The organism is Amycolatopsis sp. NBC_01286, from assembly GCF_035982555.1.
Classification (GTDB): domain Bacteria; phylum Actinomycetota; class Actinomycetes; order Mycobacteriales; family Pseudonocardiaceae; genus Amycolatopsis.
Genome location: NZ_CP108428.1, coordinates 2076252 through 2098745 on the forward strand (window position 1 = coordinate 2076252; position 22494 = coordinate 2098745).

22 protein-coding genes are annotated in these 22494 nt (G+C 70.8%); 6 read left to right on the forward strand and 16 right to left on the reverse strand.

Features of this window, described 5'->3' with window-relative positions; genetic code table 11:
* Positions 1-2: 2 nt before the first annotated feature.
* Complete coding sequence (locus tag OG570_RS10110; protein ID WP_247059909.1) at positions 3-722, reverse strand: UDP-N-acetylglucosamine acyltransferase; 720 nt, start codon at positions 720-722, stop codon at positions 3-5.
* Between the two features lie 150 nt (positions 723-872).
* Here OG570_RS10110 and OG570_RS10115 point away from each other — a divergent pair, with 150 nt between their 5' ends.
* Both OG570_RS10115 and OG570_RS10120 read left to right on the forward strand, forming a co-directional pair.
* On the forward strand, positions 873-1979 hold the full coding sequence (locus OG570_RS10115) for a DegT/DnrJ/EryC1/StrS family aminotransferase (RefSeq protein WP_326956334.1): 1107 nt from the start codon (positions 873-875) through the stop codon (positions 1977-1979).
* Positions 1976-2932 (forward strand): Gfo/Idh/MocA family protein, encoded by a 957-nt coding sequence (locus tag OG570_RS10120; protein ID WP_326945595.1) that lies wholly within the window; start codon positions 1976-1978, stop codon positions 2930-2932. The genes OG570_RS10115 and OG570_RS10120 overlap by 4 nt, the downstream gene beginning before the upstream one ends.
* Before the next feature lie 21 nt (positions 2933-2953).
* Here OG570_RS10120 and OG570_RS10125 read toward each other — a convergent pair whose 3' ends face one another.
* On the reverse strand, positions 2954-3679 hold the full coding sequence (locus tag OG570_RS10125) for a hypothetical protein (RefSeq protein ID WP_326956335.1): 726 nt from the start codon (positions 3677-3679) through the stop codon (positions 2954-2956).
* Complete coding sequence (locus tag OG570_RS10130) at positions 3676-4185, reverse strand: SigE family RNA polymerase sigma factor (protein ID WP_326945593.1); 510 nt, start codon at positions 4183-4185, stop codon at positions 3676-3678. The genes OG570_RS10125 and OG570_RS10130 overlap by 4 nt, the downstream gene beginning before the upstream one ends.
* A 125-nt stretch (positions 4186-4310) precedes the next feature.
* Between OG570_RS10130 and OG570_RS10135 the strand changes: the two genes are divergently transcribed.
* On the forward strand, positions 4311-4931 hold the full coding sequence (locus OG570_RS10135; protein ID WP_326956336.1) for a hypothetical protein: 621 nt from the start codon (positions 4311-4313) through the stop codon (positions 4929-4931).
* 280 nt (positions 4932-5211) lie between these two features.
* Here OG570_RS10135 and OG570_RS10140 read toward each other — a convergent pair whose 3' ends face one another.
* From OG570_RS10140 to OG570_RS10160, 5 genes are read right to left on the reverse strand one after another with little or no spacing between them, the layout of a single operon-like run.
* Positions 5212-5820: a Uma2 family endonuclease gene (locus tag OG570_RS10140; RefSeq protein ID WP_326956337.1), complete on the reverse strand. Its 609-nt coding sequence runs from the start codon at positions 5818-5820 to the stop codon at positions 5212-5214.
* A gap of 25 nt (positions 5821-5845) precedes the next feature.
* A complete protein-coding gene (locus tag OG570_RS10145) occupies positions 5846-6475 on the reverse strand; it encodes an acyltransferase (RefSeq protein WP_247059897.1) in 630 nt (209 codons plus the stop codon).
* Positions 6462-7658 carry a glycosyltransferase family 4 protein gene (locus OG570_RS10150; RefSeq protein ID WP_326956338.1) on the reverse strand — a complete coding sequence of 399 codons (1197 nt, stop codon included), beginning with the start codon at positions 7656-7658 and terminating at the stop codon, positions 6462-6464. Before OG570_RS10150 ends, OG570_RS10145 begins: the two co-directional genes overlap by 14 nt.
* A gap of 32 nt (positions 7659-7690) precedes the next feature.
* Positions 7691-8620 (reverse strand): NAD-dependent epimerase/dehydratase family protein, encoded by a 930-nt coding sequence (locus OG570_RS10155; protein ID WP_326945588.1) that lies wholly within the window; start codon positions 8618-8620, stop codon positions 7691-7693.
* A 23-nt stretch (positions 8621-8643) separates the two neighbouring features.
* The gene (locus OG570_RS10160) at positions 8644-9777 is read right to left on the reverse strand and encodes a DegT/DnrJ/EryC1/StrS family aminotransferase (protein WP_326956339.1); all 1134 of its coding nucleotides are present in this window, start codon (positions 9775-9777) and stop codon (positions 8644-8646) included.
* 127 nt (positions 9778-9904) lie between these two features.
* Here OG570_RS10160 and OG570_RS10165 point away from each other — a divergent pair, with 127 nt between their 5' ends.
* Positions 9905-13000, forward strand: a complete 3096-nt coding sequence (locus tag OG570_RS10165) for a BTAD domain-containing putative transcriptional regulator (RefSeq protein WP_326956340.1) — start codon at positions 9905-9907, stop codon at positions 12998-13000.
* Here the strand turns inward: OG570_RS10165 and OG570_RS10170 are convergent.
* Positions 12975-13466 carry a nuclear transport factor 2 family protein gene (locus tag OG570_RS10170; RefSeq protein WP_326956341.1) on the reverse strand — a complete coding sequence of 164 codons (492 nt, stop codon included), beginning with the start codon at positions 13464-13466 and terminating at the stop codon, positions 12975-12977. The two genes, OG570_RS10165 and OG570_RS10170, sit on opposite strands and share 26 nt — an antisense overlap.
* Complete coding sequence (locus tag OG570_RS10175) at positions 13463-14059, reverse strand: TetR/AcrR family transcriptional regulator (RefSeq protein ID WP_326956342.1); 597 nt, start codon at positions 14057-14059, stop codon at positions 13463-13465. The genes OG570_RS10170 and OG570_RS10175 overlap by 4 nt, the downstream gene beginning before the upstream one ends.
* A 94-nt stretch (positions 14060-14153) precedes the next feature.
* On the opposite strand from OG570_RS10175, the gene lhgO reads away from it, so the two are divergent.
* A complete protein-coding gene (gene lhgO, locus OG570_RS10180; RefSeq protein ID WP_326956343.1) occupies positions 14154-15338 on the forward strand; it encodes an L-2-hydroxyglutarate oxidase in 1185 nt (394 codons plus the stop codon).
* A gap of 3 nt (positions 15339-15341) precedes the next feature.
* Here lhgO and OG570_RS10185 read toward each other — a convergent pair whose 3' ends face one another.
* Together OG570_RS10185 and serS are read right to left on the reverse strand one after the other, a co-directional pair.
* The gene (locus OG570_RS10185) at positions 15342-16343 is read right to left on the reverse strand and encodes a DUF3558 family protein (protein ID WP_326956344.1); all 1002 of its coding nucleotides are present in this window, start codon (positions 16341-16343) and stop codon (positions 15342-15344) included.
* A gap of 64 nt (positions 16344-16407) precedes the next feature.
* Positions 16408-17670, reverse strand: a complete 1263-nt coding sequence (gene serS / locus OG570_RS10190) for a serine--tRNA ligase (protein ID WP_326956345.1) — start codon at positions 17668-17670, stop codon at positions 16408-16410.
* A 120-nt stretch (positions 17671-17790) separates the two neighbouring features.
* On the opposite strand from serS, the gene OG570_RS10195 reads away from it, so the two are divergent.
* On the forward strand, positions 17791-19083 hold the full coding sequence (locus OG570_RS10195) for an aspartate aminotransferase family protein (protein WP_326956346.1): 1293 nt from the start codon (positions 17791-17793) through the stop codon (positions 19081-19083).
* Positions 19084-19250: 167 nt separating this feature from the next.
* Here OG570_RS10195 and OG570_RS10200 read toward each other — a convergent pair whose 3' ends face one another.
* The 4 genes from OG570_RS10200 to OG570_RS10215 form a co-directional block, all read right to left on the reverse strand.
* Positions 19251-20156, reverse strand: a complete 906-nt coding sequence (locus tag OG570_RS10200; RefSeq protein ID WP_326956347.1) for a haloalkane dehalogenase — start codon at positions 20154-20156, stop codon at positions 19251-19253.
* Between the two features lie 71 nt (positions 20157-20227).
* Positions 20228-20680 (reverse strand): DUF350 domain-containing protein, encoded by a 453-nt coding sequence (locus OG570_RS10205; RefSeq protein ID WP_247059881.1) that lies wholly within the window; start codon positions 20678-20680, stop codon positions 20228-20230.
* A gap of 44 nt (positions 20681-20724) precedes the next feature.
* A complete protein-coding gene (locus OG570_RS10210; RefSeq protein WP_326945578.1) occupies positions 20725-21891 on the reverse strand; it encodes a glutathionylspermidine synthase family protein in 1167 nt (388 codons plus the stop codon).
* A complete protein-coding gene (locus OG570_RS10215) occupies positions 21892-22443 on the reverse strand; it encodes a hypothetical protein (RefSeq protein WP_326945576.1) in 552 nt (183 codons plus the stop codon).
* Positions 22444-22494: the final 51 nt, after the last annotated feature.

The window sequence follows — 22494 nt, forward strand, 5'->3', positions numbered from 1 at the left end:
TCCTAGTGCTCTTCGCGCGGGCGGGCGTCCCACGCCTTTACCAAGGTAGAGAGGTCTCCGGGCAGGGTGGCGTCCGGGAGACCTTCCTTACCCTTCAGCCAGGGCCCGAGCGCCTCGATGGTCGCCTCGTCGAGGCCGCGGCGGGACAGGCCCACCACGTTGACGCCGGTGACCCGGGCCGGGTTGCCGACGGCGATGGTGAACGCGCCGATCTCGCGGCGGACCGCGGAGCCCATCCCGACCATCGCGCCGGGGCCGATCACGACCTTCTGGTGCAGCACCGCGCCCATGCCCAGGTTCGCGCCGTCCCAGATGTGGCAGTGGCCGCCGGTCACGACGTTGGACGCGATGGTCACGGCGTCGCCGACCAGGCAGTCGTGCGCGATGTGGGAGCCGCGCAGGTAGTAGCCGTCGCTGCCGAGCGTCGTCGTGCGCCAGGTGCCCTGGTGGACGCTCGCGTACTCACGGATCTTGTTGCGGCTGCCGATGACGACGCCGTGGCCGTCGTGATCCGGGTCACCGGTCGGCGCGGTGTCCCAGGCGGCCGGGTGGGGGCGGCCGCGGTCCTCGCCGGGCGTGCCGATCGTCACGTGCGGGCCGATCCAGTTGCCGTCCCCGATCCGCGCCGGCCCGGCGATCACCGTGAACGGGCCGATCACGTTGTCGTCCCCGAGTTCGACGCCTTCACCGAGGACGACGGTCGGGTGGATGCGGTTGGCCACGGGTCGGGTGTCCGTTCGTCGGCGGCTGGGTACTGGGCGTGCTACCGCGCCCGGTAACGTGTGGCCCGCGTTCATGCAGGGCGGCCGGGCGCAGAACCGGCGGCTCACTGTACCGGACGCGTCGAAATCGCCTGCCGAGAGAGACTGCCCATGATCCCCATCACCGTGGTCGACGTCCGCGACGCGGAGGACCTCGTCGTCGAGGTCCTGCGTTCCGGCGCCATCGCACAGGGACCGATGGTCAAGCGCTTCGAAGACGCCTTCGCGGCGGTCTCCGGGACGAAGCACGCGATCGCGGTCAACAACGGGACGACGGCACTGGTCGCCGCGCTCCAGGTCCTCGGCCTGAAGCCGGGCGACGAGGTCGTCACGTCGCCGTTCACCTTCGTCGCGACGCTCAACGCGATCCTCGAGGCCGGCGCGACCGTCCGCTTCGCCGACATCCGGCGCGACGACTTCGCGATCGACCCCGACGCCGTCGTCAAGGCCGTCACCGACCGCACCAAGGTGCTCATGCCCGTGCACCTCTACGGCCAGACCGCGGACATGGGCAAGCTCGCCCCGCTCGCGGCCGAGCGCGGGCTGACGGTGATCGAGGACTCCGCGCAAGCCGTCGGCGCGTCCTTCGAGGGCAAGCAGGCCGGATCGTTCGGCATCGGCTGCTTCTCGCTGTACGCGACGAAGAACATCACCACCGCCGAGGGCGGCGTCATCACGACGGACGACGACGCGCTGGCCGACAAGCTGCGCGTGCTGCGCAACCAGGGCATGCGTGCCCGGTACCAGTACGAGGTCGCCGGCCACAACTACCGGATGACCGACCTGCACGCCGCCGTCGGCATCCCGCAGCTGGCGAAGCTCGACCAGCTGACCGCCGCCCGCCAGGCGAACGCGAAGCGGCTCTCGGAGGGCCTCGCGGGCACGCCGGGCCTCGACGTCCCGCAGGTGCTGCCGGGCCGTGAGCACGTGTGGCACCAGTACACCGTGCTGGTCGGGCCGCACGCGTTCCTCTCGCGCGACGAGCTGGCCGCGGCGCTCACCGAGCGCGGCATCGGCAACGGCATCTACTACCCCAAGATCGTCTTCGACTACGACTGCTACCGCGGCCACGACCTGATCCCGGGCGCGCGCGTCGAAGACTTCCCGGTCGCGAAGTCGGTCGCCGACCAGGCGCTTTCGCTGCCGGTGCACCCGCACCTGACCGAGTCCCAGCTGGACACCATCATCGAAACCGTTCGCGAGGTACTGGGCGCATGACGCATCGGATCGCTGTTGTCGGGACGGGGAACATGGGTTCCCTGCACTCGCGCGTGCTCGCCGCCAACGAACGCGTGGAGCTGGTCCGCGTGATCGATCCGCGCGAAGAGGCCGGCAAGGCCGTCGCCGAGCGGTACGAGACGAAGTGGACGCCGGAGATCGGCTCACTGTCCGATGTGGACGCCGTCGTGCTCGCCTCGGCCACCGAGGTGCACTACGACCTGGCGCAGGAGATCCTCGGCCAGGGCAAGCCGATGCTGGTCGAAAAGCCGGTGTGCAACAGCTACGAGAAGTCGCAGGAAATCGTGGCGCTGTCGAAGAAGCAGGGCGTCGCGCTGATGTGCGGCCTGCTCGAGCGCTACAACCCGGCGGTGATGACCGCGCGGGCGCTGGTGCAGGAGCCGATCCACCTGATGGCCCGCCGCCACGGCCCGTACGCGCCGCGCATCAAGACCGGCGTCGCGTGGGACCTGCTGGTGCACGACGTCGACCTGGCGATCCAGTTCTTCGGCGGCGCGACGCCGGCGCGCGTCACGTCCGGCGCGGGCTACTTCCACCCGCAGTCGGTCGAGGGCGCCGAGGACACCATCGAGACGGTGCTGTCGTTCCCGACCGGCCTGGCCACGGTGTCGGCGTCCCGCTTGGGGCAGAAGAAGGTCCGGTCGCTGGTGGTGTCCGAACTGGACCGCCTGATCGAGATCGACCTGCTGCGCCGCGACGTCACCATCTACCGCCACATCTCGCACGACTCGGTCACCCCGGACGGCCTCGGCTACCGCCAGCAGACGGTCATCGAGATCCCGGAGCTGATCACCGCGCGGGAACCGCTGGCCACCCAGCTGGACCGCTTCTGCGACCTGCTGGAGGGCAAGATCGACGCCGACACCGAGCGCGACCTGATCCTGCCGTCGCACCACGTCGTCGAGCAGGTCCTCACCCAGGCCGCCGCCTGACGCTCCCCGGGGCCGGCTCACTCACTTGGTGAGCCGGCTTCCCTTGCTGTCGTAGGCGATCAGCGGCGTCAGCGACGCCGAGTCCGGGACCGCGACCGGGTCGAACCAGAAGATGACCACGTTCGGGTCCTTGCTCCACTTCGCCACGTTCGCCTGGATCGTCTTGCCGTGCACCGTCGTGGTGATGCTCGCGGCCGCGCCGGCGAAGTAGCCGAAGACCGGGATGGTCTGGTCCTGCAGGACCTCGCCGCCGTCGGTGGCGTGGAAGCCGAACGAGCGGTCGGAGCCGCGGAACTCGTTGGTGGCCAGGACCGGCTCCAGGTTCCCGCCGTCGCGGAAACCGGCGACGAGGCCGAAGTGGATGTCCGGCAGGATCTGCGGCTCGTCGACCGCCTTGGCGAAGATCACGATCTCCCCGGCCGCGGTGCGGATACCGGTGCCGACGACCTCGCCGAGCGGCTCGGCCGGGGGCGGTCCGGCGGTCGTCGGCGGCGGGACCGAAGACGTCGGTGCGGGCGGGGCCGGCGGCTGCGCGACCGGCGCGGGCGCGGGCTGCCGCAGCTGGACGGCGAACACGACCACCAGCACGACGACGGCCGCGGCGGCGAGCCCGCCGGTGGTCGTCAGCACGCGGCGGCGACGCCGCAGGCGCGTGCCGTCGGCCATGATCCTGCTCAGGTCCGGCTCGGCGAAGGGCTCGGACGGCGGCCGCCGGAGGGCGGCGCGGAAGTCGTCGAGGTCGTTCATCGCCCGCTCCCTCCGATCAGCGTGTCTTCGGTGCCCGCTTCGATCCGCAGCTTGGCCAGCGCCCGCGAATTCGTGCTCTTCACGGTACCCAGCGAAACGCCCAGTTCGCGCGCCACGTCGGCTTCGGGCAGGTCGAAGAAGTGCCGCAGCACGACGACGGCGCGCTCGCGGGCGGTCAGCGTCTTGAGCACCGCCGTGAGCCATTCCCGCTGGGTGACGGCCTGGTCGACGTCGACGCGGTCCGGCCGCTCGGGCATCTCCTCGGTGGCGTACTCACGGATCGGGCGCCGCCAGCCGTCGATGACGTGGTTCATCAGGACGGTCCGGGCGTAGCCGTAGGCGTCCTTGTGGCGGACTCGCGACCACGCCGCGTACGTGCGGGTGAAGGCCGTCTGGGCGGCGTCTTCGGCTTGGTGCCGATCGCCTGTGAGCAGGAACGCGGCGTGCGTGAGGCGAGCCGAGGACGCGCGCACGAAGTCCGCGAACTCGTCGTCACCGCGCGCCATGCGTCACCCCTTTCGCCCCCAGCGACGGCCGGGCCCCGGAAAGGTTGCGCGGGCGCGTCTCAACCTTTTCGACCCTACGCCCGTAGTCACCGGCGGACGATCTTGCCGATCCGGGGAGGAAACCCGTGAAGAACCGCCTCGTCATCGCCGGTACCGTGGTCGCCGCTTGCGGCGTGCTGGCGGTTCCCGGCCTCCTGACCAGCGCGAACGCCGAGACGCCGCCGGCCGCTCCGGTGGCCGCCGCACCGGCCGCGCCGGCCGCGCCGGTTTCGCCGCCGCCGACCCGGGACGCCGCACCCGAGCACGAGGTGCTGGGCGACGTCATCGGCACGGGCCGCCGGGACAGCTCCGGCGAGCTGGTCTTCTACGGCGTCAAGCTGCAGGAGCCGCAGCTGCCGACCACGACGTTCGGCATCATGGGCGGCATCCGCGACGCCGCGGGCGGCCTGAAGGACGTGATCGTCGCCAACGAGTTCGCGGGCAGCGACAAGGCCCCGGGCTTCCACGCGGTGACCGGCGGCGCGAACCTGGACGGCCACGACGTGCCGAGCTTCGGCTACTACGCCGGCCCGGCCGCGAAGATCACCGCCGCCGGCAACGTGGTCGCGCACCAGGCGAAGTGGAGCGCCGACCCGAACGTGGTGGTGTTCTGGTTCGACTCGGCCGCCGACCCGGGCCGCCTGCGCGCCTACGACGCCGCGGGCGACAACCTGCCGGCGGGCCACACCGGCGTCGGCCACGGCTGAAACGTTGCGTAACCGATATCCTGCGCTCGGTGACCGAGCGCTAGATTGACCTCGGTGCGCACCTTGGGGGAAATCTTCGCCGCGGCATGCCTGCTGACCTGCGTCACAGCGTGTTCCGGCGGCTCCACGGCGGCGGTGCCGGCGACCACGCCGGCGCCGCCGTCATCCACTTCGATGAGTGTGTGACTACGGCAGTGGCCCGGTTCGTCGCGGGGGTGAAGTCGGGGTGCAGGAACCCGGTGACGCTGCCGGACACCGGTGAGGTCGCGCTGCACTGCTCCTAGGGGCGCTGGGCTCGCCGGGTGGTGAGTGCGTTCAGGTCGATGGTCAACGCGTGGCCGCCGAAGTCGAGCTCGGCGATGCCGGACTGTTCACCGAAGTTCTCGTAGTCCTCGTCGACCAGCCGGTAGGTGATCATGCTGATCGGCGGGTCGAGGTCGACGATCCAGTAGTGCTCGATCCCGGCTTCCGCGTACTCGGAGAACTTCGTGACCTGGTCGGTCCGCCTGGTGCCCTCGGACAGCACCTCGATCACCAGCTGCACATCAGCGACATCGAGCCGAGCCGGGTTCGTCGCCACCAGGGCGGCCGGGGCCACCAGCACATCGGGCACCCGGACGGTCAGCGGTGCCTCGGCGATGACTGCTTCGACTTCGCTCAGCGCACAGTACTCATCCGGGAGCTGCTCGTTGATCAAGTAGCCCAGCCGGGTAAGGGCGAGCTGGTGGAATGGCATCGGACGCGGCGCCACGACAAGAACCCCTTCGACCGCTTCGACCTGGTACTCCGGGGTTTCCGGCAGATCGATCCAGTCTTCAAGGGACAAGAGGTGGTGAGGCCACTCCATGACACTCATCGCCTTCTCCTCGCCGCAGTTACTGGACGTCATCTTCGCACGTCAGCCTGCCGGAAAGCTACTGCTCCGAGTAGTCGCCCGATGGGGCTCCCCAGCCCGAAGTGTTCTGCCCGTGTGACTCCGCGATCTCGCGGCGGCGGGCGTTGTCCGCCCGGACACGGTCCACTTCGGACTGGATGTATTCCTCGTCGTAGCGCTGGAAGACCCGGGCCGGGTTGCCCGCGACCAGTGTGCGCGGCGGGACGTCCTTGGCCACCACCGAGTTCGGCTGGACCGTGGCGAAGTCGCCGATCGTCACGCCCGCCATGATGACCACCAGGCCGCCGATGAAACAGCCCTTGCCGATCTTCACCGGCTTGCGCTCGATCAGGTCGCTGCCCGAATGGTTCTGCAGCGTCATGTTCGCGAGCCAGCTGGAGTGCGTGAAGATCAGCGTGTTCAGCCCGATGCTGGTGTGTTCGCCGATCTCCAGGCCGCCGCTCGCGTCGAGCGCCGCGCCTTCGCCGACCCAGCAGTGGTCGCCCATCTTGAGGTTCTCGGGGCTGATGATCTTGACGCGCTCGCGGACGCGGCACGTCGAGGGCAGCCCGTAGAACTGCGCCCGCTCGGCGTCGTTCATGTACTGCGAGACGAGCTCGGTCAGGATCTGCGGGCGCAGCCGGTGGCTGCGCTCGTCATCGAAGAACATGGGCGTCCGACACCAGTTTCTCGAAGGTCCGCAGGTGCTCCTCGGCGACGACGTCGAGGCCGAAGTTCGACCGCACCATCTCGCTCGCCCGCTGCGCGATCTGCGCGCGCCGCTCGGGGTCGTCGAGCAGCTCGATCACCGTCGAGGCCACGGCTTCCGAGTCGTCCGGGCGCACCAGCAGGACGTTCTCGCCGTTGCGCAGCTCGATGCCCGGGTAGTTGTCCTCGGTGACCGACGCGATCGTCGCGGTGCCGGACAGCATCGCCTCCAGCGACGCCGTGCCGCAGCCGCCGTTGAGGTCGTGCGTCACGATGTCCGCCGCCGCGAAGTACGCCGGGACGTCCTCCTTCGGCACCGCGCCGGTGACGACCAGCGCCTCGGAGACGCCCAGTTCGGCGGCCCGCTTCAGGAACGCGTCGTGGTAGACGCGTCCGACGACGACCACCCGCACGCCGGGGTGCTTGTCCAAAATGGACGGCAGGGCCTCGATGAGCGGCAGCCGGTTGCGCAGCGGGATGACGTGCCCGAGCGAGACGATCAGCGGCGCGTCGCCGATTTCGTGCTCCGCGCGGACGTCCTTCGTCACCGGCTTCGCGAAGTGGCCGGTGTCGACCGCGATCGGGAAGTACTCGGAGTTCGCGTCGCTGGTGCCGTAGCGCTCGACGCAGTAGTCGACGCCGAGCTTGTCGAGGATGACGTACCGCGGCCGGATGTAGCGCAGGATCGGCCGCACGAGCACCGCGTCGAGCACCCGGAACACGCCGCCGTACAGCTTGTTGTCGCTGATCAGCAGGGTGTGGATGGTCAGCAGCGCCGGGATGTGCCGCCGCCGCGCGTAGATCCCGGCCAGCCACGACAGGTCGAAGAACTGGCCGTGGAGGTGGATCGCGTCCGGCTTGAACTCGTCGAGCAGCTTCCACAGCCGCCGCCAGTTGCCCGGCCGCACCGACGCGAAGCTCATGTCGAAGTCGATCGACAGGCCGACCTGCGGCATCTTCGTCGACGGGAGGCGCACCACGCGGTAGCCGTCGCGCTCCTCCTCGGCCGGCGCGTCGGCGTAGGCGGCCGTGATCGCCAGGACCTGGTGGCCCTCCTCGACGAACTGCGCCGCGAGCGAGGCCGACATGTGCGCGCTCCCGCCCACCCGGGGCGGGAAGAAGTTGTTGACCACCGCGATGCGCATCGCACGTCCTCGGGCAGGGCCCGCGGCGGCACTCACTCGGAGTCCTTGACCAGCTGTCGCATGCCTTCTTCGACAGTGATCCGCGGCTCCCAGCCGAGCACGTCGCGGGCGCGGGTGATGTCGGCGGCGCGCCGCGAAACCAGCACGTCACGCTCGTTGAACAGCGGCTCGACGTCGACGCCGACGGCCTCGATCAGGATCTTGGCCAGCGCCGCGATCGAGGTGTCGATGCCGGTGCCGATGTTGATCGGCAGGTTCGCCTGCTCGGACTCCAGCGCGGCGACGACGGCCCGCGCCAGGTCGGTGACGTGCACGAAGTCCATCGACTGGTCGCCGCGGCCGTCGATGATCGGCGGCTGGCCGGCGCGCAGGCGCTGGATGAAGTGGTTGATCACCGAGGTGTAGTACGCCTCGATCTTCTGGCCGGGGCCGTACACGTTGAAGAAGCGCAACGCGTTCCAGGACAGGCCCTTCTGGCGCTCGTAGAAGCCGAGCATGTCCTCGCCGGCGCGCTTCGAGATGCAGTACGGCGTGAGCGGCTTGAGCTCGTCGTCCTCGTGCATCGGCAGCCGCTTCGGCTCGCCGTAGACCGACGCCGTCGACGCGAACACCAGGCGCTCGACGCCTTCGTCGGCGGCCGCGGCGAACACGTTGTGGTTGCCGGTCATGTTGATGTCGAACGACTCGTGCGGGTCGGCGATCGACTTGTTGATCGAGACCGTGGCGAAGTGGATGACGTGGGTGCAGCCGCGCATGGCCTCGCGCACCGCGCCGCCGTAACGGACGTCCTTCTCGACCAGCTCGACCTTGCCGGTGGCGACGAACTCGTTGACGCGGGCGCGGTCGCCGCGGGTCATGTTGTCGAAGATGCGGACGGTGTAGCCGCCCTCGATGAGCAAGGGGATTACGTGTGCGGCGATGAAACCACCGGCCCCCGTGAACAGGACCTTCTTGTCGGACACCAAATTCTCCTCGGTCGGTGGCTTCAGGACAGGGACTGCACGGCGGCGCGCACGACCTCGCCGACGCGCGCCACTTCGGCGTCCGTCAGGTTGGCGTGCATGGGGATGGCGAGCTGACGCGCGAACGCGTCGGCCGACACGGGCAGCGGGGTCTGGGGGCCGTAGATCGGCTGGAGGTGGGAAGCGTAGGTGCCGAAGTTGCACTGGACGCCCTGCTCGCGGATGCGCAGGGCCAGCCGGTCGCGGCTGACCTCCGGCGCGACCGTGAGCAGGTAGGCCTGCCACGGGTGCTCGCGGTCGGGCAGCTCGACGGGGACGGTCAGCGCGTCGACGTCGTCGAAGGCCTCGTGGTAGCGCTTCGCCACCGAGCGGCGGGCGGCGAGGAGGTCGGGCAGGCGGTCGAGCTGGACGTTCATGATCGCGGCCTGGACGTCCGACATGCGGAAGTTGTAGCCGAGCTCGTGGAACTCCGGGATCGGCAGCGTGGTGGAGCCTTCGCGGCTGATCGCCGGTTCGATGCCGTACGTGTGGAGCTTGCGGGCGTGCGCGATGAGGTCTTCGCGGTCCGAGACCAGCGCGCCGCCTTCGCCCGCGGTGATGCCCTTGCGGCCGTGGAAGGAGAACGCGGCCAGGTCGGCGAGGCTGCCGGCCGGGCGCGTCTTGTACGTCGCGCCGGCGGCGCACGCGGCGTCCTCGAACAGCCAGAGGCCGTGCTTGTCGGCGATCGCGCGGTACTCGTCGAAGTCGCCCGGCTGGCCCGCGACGTCGACGGCGAGGATGCCGACCGTGCGCGGGGTGATCAGGGTTTCGATGTGCGCCGGGTCGGCGCTGAAGACGTCCGGGCGGATGTCGGCGAAGACCGGCTTCGCGCCGGCCTGGACGACGGCGTGGCCGGTCGCCGGGAAGGTGTAGTCGCCGACGATCACCTCGTCGCCCGGCTGGACGCCGAGCACCTTGAGACCGAGGAACAGCGCCGACCCGCAGTTCGCGGTGGTCAGCGCGTGCGCGGTGCCGGTGACCTGCGCGAACCGTTCCTCGAACCGGCGGCACGCGGGACCGGCCCCGGCCAGCCAGCCGGAGCGGAAGACTTCGGCGACGGCGGCGAGCTCTTCCTCGCCGACGGTCGGCTGACCTAGGGCAATGCTGTCGGGCGACATACCTCTCCCATTGCGTGGGGACCCGGCGAAGTGTATATACGTACGCTCAGCTGATTCACAGGCCCACGCCGAACCCCTCTTTCGAGTGACCCCCACCATGCGCCTGACCACGCCCTACGCTGGGCGCATGCGATTCGGGGTCCTGGGGGCCGTCACCGCGTGGCACCCGGACGGCGCACCAGCGGCGGTGGGCGGTCCGCGCTCGCGCACGCTGCTGGCCCTGCTCGCCCTCGAAGCCGGGCGCTTCGTCCCGGCCGAGCGGCTGATCGACGGGATGTACGGCGAGGAGCCGCCGGACGGCGCGGCGAACGCCCTCCAGTCCCAGGTGTCACGGCTGCGGACGGCGTTGAAGGACCTGGCGCCGGTCGAGTTCACCGCCGCGGGCTACCGCTTGGTCGTCGAACCGGACGAAGTGGACGTCCACCGCTTCGAGCGTCTCGCACGCGAAGGCCGCGCGCTGCTGAAGGCCGGCTCGCCCGCCGCGGACGTCCTGGGCGAGGCCCTGGCGCTGTGGCGCGGACCCGCGTTCAGCGACCTGGCGGACGCGCCGTTCGCCGCCGCCCAGGCCGCCCGGCTCGACGAGCTGCGGGCCGAGGCGGCCGACGACCACGTCGAGGCCCGGCTGGCCATGGGCCAGGCCGAAGACGTCCTGGCCGGCCTGCGCGAGACCGTCGCCGAGCGGCCGCTGCGGGAACGGCCGCGCGTGCAGCTCGTCCGGGCGCTGCACGCCGCGGGCCGGTCCGCCGACGCGCTGGCCGCGTTCGAGGACGCCCGCCGCACCCTGGCCGACGAGCTGGGCGCCGACCCCGGCGCGGAGCTCGCCGAAGCGCACCTCGCGGTGCTTCGCGGCGAAACCGAGAAGCCGGCGATCTCGGCGCTGCCCGCGCAGCTGACCAGCTTCGTCGGCCGTGACGACGAGCTGCGGCAGGTCTCGGAGCTGCTGGCGCGCGCCCGGCTCGTGACGCTCACCGGGCCCGGCGGCACCGGCAAGACGCGCCTGGCCGTCGAGGTCGCGGCGACCGAGACGGGCCCGGTCGCCTTCGCCGAGCTGGCGCCGCACGGGCCCGCGGACGTCGTCGGCGCGGTGCTGACCGCGCTGGGCCTGCGGGACACCCCGCTGCGGCAACGCGAGGCGCAGGACCCCGCCGACCGGCTGATCGCGGCGCTGCGCGACCGCACGACGCTGCTGGTGCTCGACAACTGCGAGCACGTCGTCGACGTCGCGGCCCGGCTGGCCGGGCGGCTGCTCGGCGCGTGCCCCGGGCTGCGGGTGCTGGCCACCAGCCGCGAGCCGCTCGGCATCACCGGCGAGCAGCTGGCGCCGGTGCCGCGCCTGGCCGTGCCGCCGCCCGGGACGTCCGCCGCGCGAGCCGGCGAGTTCGCGGCGATCCGGCTGTTCGCCGACCGCGCGGCCGCGAGCGATCCCGCGTTTACCGTCGACGAGTCGACGATCGGCGACGTCCAGCACATCTGCGCCGCCCTCGACGGCCTGCCGCTGGCCCTGGAGCTTGCCGCCGCCCGCGTCCGGCTCCTGCCGGCCGGCGAGATCGCGGCCCGGCTCGACGACCGGTTCCGGCTGCTCGCGCGCGGCAGCCGCACGGCCGAACAGCGGCACCGGTCGCTGCGCGGCGTCGTCGAATGGAGCTGGGACCTGCTCGACGACGAGGAGCGGGAACTCGCGCGGCGGCTGACGGTGTTCCCCGGCGGCGCGACCGTAGCCGCGGCCGCCGAGGTGTGCGGCGCGGACGTCGACCTGCTGCCGGAGCTGGCCGACAAGTCGCTGGTCGAGGCCGTCGGCGGGCGGTTCCGGATGCTGGAGACGATCCGCGCGTTCTGCGCGGAGAAGCTCGACGAAGCGGGCGAGACGGACGCCCTGCACCGCGCGCACGCCGAGTACTTCCTGCGGTTCGCCGAGGAAGCCGACCCGATGCTGCGGACGGCGGCGCAGCTGGAGTGGCTGGCCCGCATCGACGCCGACTACGACAACATCCTCGCGGCCCTGCGCTGGGCGGCCGAGGCGGACGTCGTGATCGCGTTGCGCATGGTCACGCCGCTGGCGATGTACTGGTGGATGCGCGGCCGGCGGTTCGAGGGCGCGGTGGTGTCGCTGGAGGTCGTCAAGCGCTGCGGGCCGGAGGTGCGGGCGGAGTACCTCGAGGAGTTCCTGCTCTGCCTGCTCACCGCGCTGGCCGGCATGCCGAACGAGGAGGCGCTCGCGCCGCACGTGCCGATGGCGCAGCGGTACGCCCGGGACTCGATGTGGATGCCGCGGCATCCGATGCTGATCATGGTGCTGGCGGTGGTGGTCGGACCGCCGGCCGACGACGCGGAGCTGTACGGGCGCGGCGAGGCGATGCTGGCCCACGGCGACGCGTGGAGCTGGGCGCTGGTGCCGACCGGCCTCGGCCTGCGGTCGATGATGACCGGCGACCTCCGCCAGGCCGAGGAAGGCCTGCGCGAAGGCGCCGTGCAGTTCCGGGCGCTGGGCGAGCGGTGGGGCCTGTCGATGGCGCTGGACCACCTTTCCCAGCTGCTGAGCTGGCGGGGCGAGCACGCCGAGGCGCTGGTGAAGATGGACGAGTCGCTGGCCCTGATGCACGAACTGGGCGCGACGGACGACGTCGCGGACCTGATCACGCGCCGCGCCTGGACCCGGGTGCTGCAGGGCGACCACGACGGCGCGCGGGCGGACTACGAGCTGGCCGCGTCGACCGCCCGCCGCTCGGGCATGCCGGAGTCCCGGGCGGCGGCCTACGTCGGCCTGGCCGACCTGTCCCGGCTGGCCGGCGACCTGGCCACGGCACGCGCCTTCTGCGAACGCGCGCTGGCGGAGTGCGAAGGCGGGTCGTTCGCGGCGGAGACGGCCCACGCGCGCGCGTTGATCTCGCTGGGCTGGCTGGCGCTGACGGAAGGCCGGGTCTCCGACGCGGCCGAGTCGCACCGGAAGGCGCTGCTGCTGGGCCGGCACTGGCACGCGGGCGACGTCGTGGCGTTCGCGCTGGAGGGCCTGGCCGGCGCGGCGACCCACCCGGACCAGGCGGCGGTGCTGCTGGGCGCCGCGGCGGCGGTCCGCGGCACGGCGATCAGCGGCGACCCGGACGCCTCGGCCGTCCGGGCCCGGGTGCGGGAGTCGTTGGGAGCGGCCGGTTTCGAGCGGGCCTACGGCGTCGGACTGGGGATGAGCGCGCAGAAGGCGCTCACGACGGCCGGGCTGGCGGACTGACCAGCGGGACCGCGTACCGGTCCCCCGACTTCACCATCGCCAGCAACGGCTTCGTCAGCACGCTCAGCACCCGCGCGGCCCACCGGCGGCCGTTGCGCCGGGCGATGTCCGGGCCGAACCGGTCCATCAACGCCACCAGCCCCGGCAACGTCCGCACGAACAACGTCACCTCTTCGATCAAGCCGGCGGAGTTCAGCCGCAGCAGCGCGGCTTCCTCGATCGGCTCGCCGCCGATGCGTGCGGTGTAGACGACCACGCGGGTCCGGTCGTCGCCCACGTCCGTGTGGAAGCGGATCTCCGTCAGGTGGGTGTACGCCACCTCGATCAGCGCTCGCAGCTCCGTGTGCCCGGTGAAACGCACCCGCGAAGTCAGCGGTGAGTGCAGCACCGCGTCCGGGGCGAACGCCGTCATCGCCAAGCCGGCGTCGCCGGTTTCGGCCGCGAGCCGGTAGGTCTCGGTGCTCATCGCTCCCCCTTGGTCAGCGTGGCCAGGCCGCGCCACAACAGGTCTACCGTCAGCGCCACGACCTCGTCGCGCGGGACTTCCCGGTGGCGCCACCACCACGTCGCCACCGCGTTCAGCGCGCTCTTGCTCGCGTCCGCCAGGACCTCGTCGGCCAGCTCGCGCGGGATGCGGGCGGTCAGGTCGAGGCTCGGGATGCCGCGGAACAACGCCGTCAGGTTGGCCGTCGCCCGGTCCTGGCCGGCCCGGTGCGTCGCCGCGACCGCCGGGTCCGACGGCGGCTCCGCGAAGATCATCCGCCAGCCGCGCTCGTGGGTTTCGATCCACGCGAAGATCGCCGACACGCGGCTGCGCAGCAACACTTCCGGGTCATCCGAGAGCGGCAGCTCGGCCCAGCCGGCCAGCAGCTCGTCCACTTCGGACTCCAGCAGGGCCGCGTACAACTGGGCCTTCGCCGGGAAGTGGTCGTAGAGCACCGGCGTGCTGATTCCGGCCGCTGCCGCGACTTCGCGCATGCCGGCCGCGGCGTAGCCCGCCGAGGCGAACACCTCGGCGGCCGCGGCGACGATCAGCTCGCGCCGCGCTTCCCGGGTCAACCGCTTACCTGACATCGGTTAGGTACCTTACCTGACGGACGTTAGGTAACGCCAGGGGCGGCGCGCGCCAGGGACTCGCGTAGCCTGGTCGATCGTGCGCAACGTGGTGGTCGTCGGGGGCGGGATCGTCGGTCTGGCTGTGGCCTGGGAGCTGACCAGGCGCGGGCTGGACGTCACCGTGCTGGAGAAGGAACCGCGGTGGGCGGCTCACCAGACCGGGCACAACTCGAACGTCGTGCACGCCGGGCTCTACTACAAGCCCGGCTCCTTCAAGGCGCGGATGTCCGTCGCCGGCAACCGGTCCATCGTGGACTTCGCGCGCCAGTACGGCGTGCCGGTCGAGGTGTGCGGGAAGCTCGTCGTCGCCACCGACGAGAAGGAGATCCCCGCGCTCGACACGCTCGCCGAGCGGGCCGAGGCCAACGGCGTCCCGGCCAAGAAGATCTCACCCGCCGAAGCGCGGGAGTACGAGCCCGAGGTGTCCTGCGTCGCCGCGCTGCGCGTCGAGTCGACCGGGATCATCGACTTCCCCGCCGTCTGCGCGGCCCTTGTGCGGCTGCTCGACGAAGCCGGCGTCGACCTCCGGCTGAACAGCCCCGCGATGGCCATCCGGGCCGGCGCGAACGGCGGCGTCGAGGTCGCGACCGGGTCCGACGTCATCGTCGCGGACGGGCTCGTCAACTGCGCCGGCCTGCACTCCGACCGCGTCGCGCGGCTGGCCGGGCTGACACCGTCGGCGAAGATCGTGCCGTTCCGCGGTGAGTACTACGAGCTCAAGCCCGAACGCCGCGGCCTGGTCAAGGGCCTGATCTACCCGGTGCCGGACCCGACGCTGCCGTTCCTCGGCGTGCACCTGACCCGGATGCTCGACGGCAGCGTGCACGCCGGCCCCAACGCCGTGCTCGCGCTGCGGCGCGAGGGCTACCGCTGGGCCGACTTCTCCGCGAAGGACATCGCCGAGGTCGCGGCCTTCCCCGGCGTCTGGCGGCTCGCGAAGAAGTACGCGTTGCCGACCGGGCTCGACGAGGTGCGGCGCTCGTTCTCGAAGAAGCGCTTCGCCGCCAGCCTCGCCCGGCTCGTCCCGGCCGTCACCGAGGACGACATCGTCCGCCACGGCTCGGGCGTCCGCGCGCAGGCGATGCGCCGCGACGGCTCGCTCGTCGACGACTTCCTCATCGAGACCGCCCGCGACCAGGTGCACGTCCTGAACGCGCCGTCGCCGGCCGCGACGAGCGCGCTGGAGATCGCGCGCCACATCGCGGACCAGGTCTCGGCCTGAGGTTCAGCCCGGCAGGTTCGCCGTCACCAGCGGCAGGCCCTGCTTGACGACGTCGCACGTCTTGGTGTCGTCGCCGATGAACCCGCTGACCACCTGCACCGACGATGTGTCCGTGACCGGCAGGGTCGCGCCGCAGGTCGCGCGCAGGCCGCCCATGTTCGGGAAGACGCCCCACTTCTTGCCGCCGACGTCGACGGTCTCGGTCGGCTGGACGTCCTGCGTGCCCGGCCACTCGGCCACCGGGGTGCTGGGGCCGACCCAGACTTCGAACGCCTTCTGGCCGTCGTCGCCGTCGGTGTCGTCCCACAGGCAGTAGGACGAGTTCGGCACCACGGTCGAGACGGTCTTCTCGCCGCTCGGCGAGATGTTCTTCAGCTGCGCCAGCTGGTCCGGCTTCATCAGCGTGCACGGGTCGACCGACAGCAGCGGGCCGCCCGGCTCGGGCTTCGCCGACGTCGACGGCGTGATCGAGGGCGCGTCCTGGCCGCCCGGCAGGTGCGAAGCGACCTGGGGGATCGCCGGTTTCGCCAGCGCGCAGGACTTGGCCAGGTCCGTGCCGGAGACGCTGACGTAGGCGAACGACTTCTCGCCCAGCACGGTGTAGAGCGAGCAGTCGCCGGCCAGGATCGACGCGTACTGCGTCCAGCTGAAGCCGCCGATCCGCTCCGGCGAGGACTTCGGGACGGCGCCGGCGAGGTACTCGTCGATGCTGATGTCCACCGCCATGCCGACGTTCAGCACCGACGACATCTCGGCGTCGTCCTTCGAGTTCCAGAGGCACATGGCCGCTTGGTTCCGCGACTTGTCGCTCGGCACCGACCGGCCCGCCCCCTGGTAGCCGAGGGCGTCGACCTGCTCCGGGGTCAGCAGCGAACAAGCGTCGACGACCTTGGTCACCGGCCCCTGGCCCGGCACCGGCGACGCCGACCCGCCGACCGTCACCGTGCAGCCGGTCACCACGACCGCGGCCGCGATGGCCGCCACGGCCTGCCACTTCATGCGCATGCGTCCTCCCGTTCGGCCCGGACCTTACTGGGCCGAACGGGTGCGCACCTGGCATAACCCCAAATCAGCGGGGCGTGAGGACTTCCTTGCCGCCGACGAACGGGCGCAGCGCCTCGGGCACGCGCACGGAGCCGTCTTCCTGCTGGTGGTTCTCGACGATCGCGACGATCCAGCGGGTGGTGGCCAGCGTGCCGTTGAGCGTCGCGGCGATCAGCGGCTTGCCGTTCTCGCCGCGGTAGCGGACCGAGAGGCGGCGGGCCTGGAACGTCGTGCAGTTGGACGTCGAGGTCAGCTCGCGGTAGGCCTCCTGGCTCGGGACCCACGCCTCGCAGTCGAACTTGCGGTGCGCGGACGTGCCGAGGTCGCCGGTGGCGGTGTCGATGACCCGGTAGGGCACCTCGATCTTCGCCAGCATCTGCTCTTCCCAGTCCAGCAGCCGCGCGTGCTCGGCCTCGGCGTCCGCCGGCTTGGTGTAGACGAACATCTCGACCTTGTCGAACTGGTGCACGCGGATGATGCCGCGGGTGTCCTTGCCGTACGAGCCGGCCTCGCGGCGGTAGCAGGACGACCAGCCCGCGTAGCGCTTCGCGTCGTCGTTCAGGTCGAGGATCTCGTCGGCGTGGAAGCCGGCGAGCGGCACCTCCGACGTGCCGACGAGGTACAGGTCGTCGTCCTGGAGGTGGTAGATCTCGCTCGAGTGCTGCCCGAGGAAGCCGGTGCCGGCCATGATCTCCGGACGCACCAGCGACGGCGTGATCATCGGCGTGAAGCCGTTTTCGAGCGCCTGGGCGATGGCCATGTTGAGCAGGCCGAGCTGCAGCTGCGCGCCGACGCCGGTGAGGAAGTAGAACCGCGAGCCCGACACCTTCGCGCCGCGCTCCATGTCGACGCCGCCGAGCGCTTCGAGCAGCTCGAGGTGGTCGCGCGGGGTGAAGCCGAGCTTCGTGGGCTCACCGACGTGCTTGACGACGGTGAAGTCGTCCTCGCCGCCGATCGGCGCGTCCGGGTGCACCAGGTTCGGCACGGTGCGGAAGAGCTGGTCGAACTCCTCCGACGACGTGTTCTGCTCGGCCTCGGCGGCCTTCACCTGAGCGGCGAGCTCCTTGGCCGTGGCCAGCAGCTGCTGCTTCTCCTCCGGCGGCGCCTTCGGGATCTGCTTGCCCAGGATCTTCTGCTCGTTGCGCAGCTTGTCCGCGGCCGCGATCGAAGAGCGGCGCCGGGAGTCGAGGGAGAGCAGCTTGTCGACCACTCCTTCGTCCTCGCCACGGGCGCGCTGCGACGCGCGCACGGCTTCCGGGTCATCGCGCAGAGTCCTGGGGTCAATCACGAAGACAGAGGGTAGTCCGTACAGACTGTGCGCCCGTCAGCGGTTGTCCCGACAGTCTGATCGTTGAAGCTCGGTTCGCGGGCTCCCCATACTCCAAGGAGACCCCGAGGAGGCGCCCCGATGACCGACGAGCTGCTCGCCCGCCACCGCGCTGTGATGCCGTCCTGGATGTCGCTGCTCTACGAGGAGCCGATCGAGATCGTGCACGCGCACGACCGGCGGATGACCGACTCGCAGGGCCGCACCTACCTCGACTTCTTCGCCGGCGTGCTGACGAACTCGATGGGCTACGACGTCGCCGAGATCGGCGACGCGGTCCGCAAGCAGCTCGACACCGGCATCCTGCACACCTCGACGCTGTACCTGATCCGCTCGCAGGTCGAGCTGGCCGAGCGGATCGCTTCGCTGTCCGGCATCCCGGACGCGAAGGTCTTCTTCACGAACTCCGGCAGTGAAGCCAACGACACCGCGCTGATGCTCGCGACGCAGTTCCGGCGCAGCAACCAGGTGCTGGCGATGCGGAACTCCTACCACGGCCGGTCCTTCGGGACGGTCGCGATCACCGGCAACCGCGGCTGGTCGGCGTCGGCGCTGAGCCCGGTCAAGGTCAACTACGTCCACGGCGGCTACCGCTACCGCAGCCCCTTCCGCGACCTGTCCGACGCGGCGTACATCGACGCCTGCGTCGCCGACCTGGTCGACGTCCTCGACACGGCGACCGCGGGCGACGTCGCCTGCCTGATCGCCGAGCCGATCCAGGGCGTCGGCGGGTTCAGCCTCCCGCCGGACGGCCTGTTCCGCGCCATGAAGGAAGTCCTCGACTCCTACGGCGTGCTGTTCATCTCGGACGAGGTCCAGACGGGCTGGGGCCGCACGGGCGAGCACTTCTGGGGCATCGACGCGCACGGCGTGACGCCGGACATGATGACGTTCGCGAAGGGCCTGGGAAACGGCCTCGCGGTCGGCGGCGTGGTCGCCCGCGGCGACGTGCTGGACTGTTTCCAGGCCCAGTCGTTCTCGACGTTCGGCGGCAACCCGGTCTCGATGGCGGGCGCGACGGCGGTGCTGGACTACATCAAGGACCACGACCTGCAGGCGAACTGCGCGGCCCGAGGCCGTCAGCTGCTCTCGGGGTTGCGGGCGGCTTCGTCGCCGCTGGTGGCGGAGGTCCGCGGCAAGGGCTTGATGATCGGCATCGAGCTGATCAAGCCGGGCACGACGGAGCCTTTCGTCGCCGCGGCGGCCCGGATGCTGGAGGAGACGAAGAAGCGCGGCCTGCTGATCGGCAAGGGCGGCCTGCACGGAAACGTCCTGAGGCTCGGCCCGCCGATGACGTTGACGGCGGAGGAAGCCCAGGAGGGCCTGGACATCCTGGTGGACGCCTTGGCAGCCACCCAGGCGGCACTCGCCTGACCTGAGCAGCCCCCGATTCCAGCCTAGCGAGCACCCCCGACAACCCGGGGTCGGGAAAAGCCGTGAAGGCCTCCTTACCGGCCATAAGAGCCGGTAAGGAGGCCTTCACGGCTTTCGGGCGAGCGGAACTGTCGGCCCGTCCCGGTAGCGTGGAAATCGGGGGCTGCTCAGCTCCGGATGAAGCGCACCACGTGCTCGGCCAGCTCCTCGCCCGCGTCTTCCTGCAGGAAATGGCCCGCCCCGGCGATCACCGGGTGCGTCAGCCCCTGCGCGCCCTTCAACGACGCCTGCAGCACCGGGGCCAAGCCGCCCGTGATCGGGTCGCCGTCGGAGAAGGCCACCAGGAACGGCAGTTCCAGCTCGGTCAGGACCTCCCACGCGGCGCGGTTCGCCGCGGATGCCGGGTTGTCCGGGCGGAACGGGACCAGGCCCGGCATCGCCCGGGGCGCGGCCTTGTACATCTCGTTCGGGAACGGCGCGTCGTACGCCGCGCGCACCTCGGCCGGCAGGGGCGACTTGCAGCCGGACTGGACGAAGCGCGAGACGTCCAGCACCTGGGCCTTCTCGACGGCTTCGCGGAACGCGTGCCACACCGGCGGCATGTCGTGGTCGCCGGTCGGGAGGCCCGTGTTGGACGCCACGACGCGCGCGAACCGTGACGGGTGCTCGGCGACCAGGCGGAGGCCGATCAGGCCGCCCCAGTCCTGGCCGACGAGGGTGACGTCGTGCAGGTCGAGGGCGTCGAAGGCGAACCCGCGCATCCACTCGACGTGCCGGGCGTAGGTGTGGTCGACCATGTCGCCGGGCTTGTCGGACCGGCCGAAACCGACCAGGTCCGGCGCGATGGCGCGCAGCCCCGCGGCCGCCAGCACCGGCAGCATCTTGCGGTAGAGGTACGACCAGCTGGGCTCGCCGTGCAGCAGCAGCACCGGCGGGCCGTCCGCGGGGCCGGCCTCGACGTAACCCACTCTGATGACGCCGCCGTGCGGGTCGTCGAGCTCGACGTACCGCGGCTCGAAGGGGAAGTCGGGCAGGTCCGTGAACCGGTCGTCCGGTGTCCTCAGCAGGCGCACGAACTCCACGCTAGTGGGAACAAGAGAGCCGGGCCACGGACGTGGCCCGGCTCACCTGGATGCGCGAAAGGTCAGGAGATGCCGACCGCCACCACGAGGCCAAGCCCGATGTGCGCGGCCGCGACGACGATGCTGACCGGGGCGAACTTCTCGCTCTCGATGGTCGACGCCACGTCGATGCGGGTCGCCCACTCCAGCAGCCGGACGGCGATCACCTGGACGGCGATCCCGAGCAGGCCGTAGACCAGCGAGGTGATGAGGCCCTCGGTGAGGTCGCTCGCCGAGTTGAAGATCGCCACGACGACGATGAACGCCATCGAGAGCAGCCCGGACGCGGTCACGATCACCGCGTTCGGCAGGCCCTGCGTGACCAGCTTCGACAGCTTGCCGGGCGTGGTCCAGTCGATGGCGTAGAAGCCGGCGAACATCAGCAGCAGGCCGATGACGCCGTAGAGCAGGATCGCGCCGATCCCCCGCACGAGGTCGGAGCCGAACGTGTCGGACAGCGCAAGGGTCGTGTTCACGAGTTGTCTCCCAGAGAAAAGAGCTGATCAGCAGCGGTGTTGTATCACGACTCGGGGATGCGATGTGGGACGAATGCGGCACCGTCGTCGGTGACCAGGCCGCCGGTCTCCCGGATGCCCAGCCCCGCGGAGCTGTCGCCGACGATCCACGCGCCGAGCGCCGGCCGGTAGCCGTCGAACTCGGGCAGCGGGTCGAACGCCTGGTAGACGAAGCCTTCGGCGCCGTAGACGCCGTCGGTCTGGGTCTCGTAGCCGGGGGCGACGATCTGGACGTTCGCGCCCTCACGGCCCAGTTTCGGCTTGCGCACGTACTCGGTGAGCAGGCCGGGGTCGTCGGCGAACGCGGGCAGCAGGTTCGGGTGGCCCGGGTAGTTCTCCCACAGGATCGCCAGCAGCGTCTTGTTGGAGAGGATCATCTTCCAGAGCGGCTCGACCCACAGCGTCCGCGGCAGCGACTCGACGGCGTTGCGGCCGAACTCCTCGTCGACCAGCCACTCCCACGGGTACAGCTTCAGCACGGTCGCCATCTGCTGCTCTTCGAGGTCGACGAACCGCTTGAGCACCGGGTCCCAGCCGACCTCTTCGATCGCCAGGCCCACGGTGTCCAGGCCGGCCTCGGCCGCCGTCTCCTGCAGGTACGCCGTGGTGACGTTGTCCTCGCCGCTCGGGTCGGCCGCCGACCAGGTGAAGTGCAGCTCGTTCGACGGCAGCTTCTCCTGCAGCGACGACCACCGCTCGACGAGCTTCTCGTGGATCGAGTTCCACTGGTCGTCGTCCGGGAAGACGTCGGTCTTCCAGTGCCACTGCAGCAGCGACGCCTCCAGCAGCGTGGTCGGCGTGTCCGCGTTGTACTCGAGCAGCTTCGCGGGCGAGCGGCCGTCGTAGCGCAGGTCGAACCGGCCGTAGACGTGCGGGTCCTGCCGCTTCCACGACTCGGCGATGTGCGGCCAGACCCACTCCGGGATGCCGAACCGCTGGTAGCCCTCGGTCGTCACGACGTTGTCGACGGCTTCCAGGCACATCGAGTGCAGCAGTTCGACGTCGGCTTCGAGCGAGAGCACCTCGTCCATCTCGAAGACGTAGTGCACGGACTCGTCCCAGTACGGCCGCACGCGGCCGCTGCTGTCACGGGCCGGCGTGCCGTAGACGAGCCCTTGCTCCTCGACGATCCGCTGCCAGTCGCGCCGCGGCTCACGCCGGTCCCGGTACACCTAGGATCCCCCGCTCTTGCCGCTGCCGCCGGTCCCGCCGGTGCTGCCGCTCTTGCCGCTGATGCCGAAGCCGCCGCGCTGGACGGACTTGCCCGACTTGGTGTTGACGTTGGTGCGCGACGACGGCGCGTCGAAGGAACCGCCGGACACGCGCTGCCCGATGGTGCCGGAGCCGCCGTAGTTGTAGCGGTAGCTGTTGTAACCGCCCCCGCCGATCGGCAGGAACAGGAAGCCACCGCTGGAGTACCCGCCGTGACTGGTCACGTAGTTCTCGTCGCAGTTGTCGTCGCCCTGGACGATGCCGTTCGAGTCGGTGCAGACGGCGGTGACGTCACCGGCCGGCTTCGCGACCGAGTAGAACGTCGCGACCAGGCCGACGAGCCCGACCGTGACGCCGCTGCCGATGAGGATCTTGCGCCGGGTGGCCGCCTTGGCGTCCGCCTGACGGGCCAGTTCCTCGTCGCGTTCTTCCTGGGCGACCGCCTGCTGGCGGGCCCGCTGTTCGGCGAGCGAAGGCTCGCGCCGTTGCGTGCTGGAGTCCTGGAACCTCATGGAACCGCGCTTCGGCGGCTCCGGGGGCGGCTGGTCCCCAGTGTTGTTGTC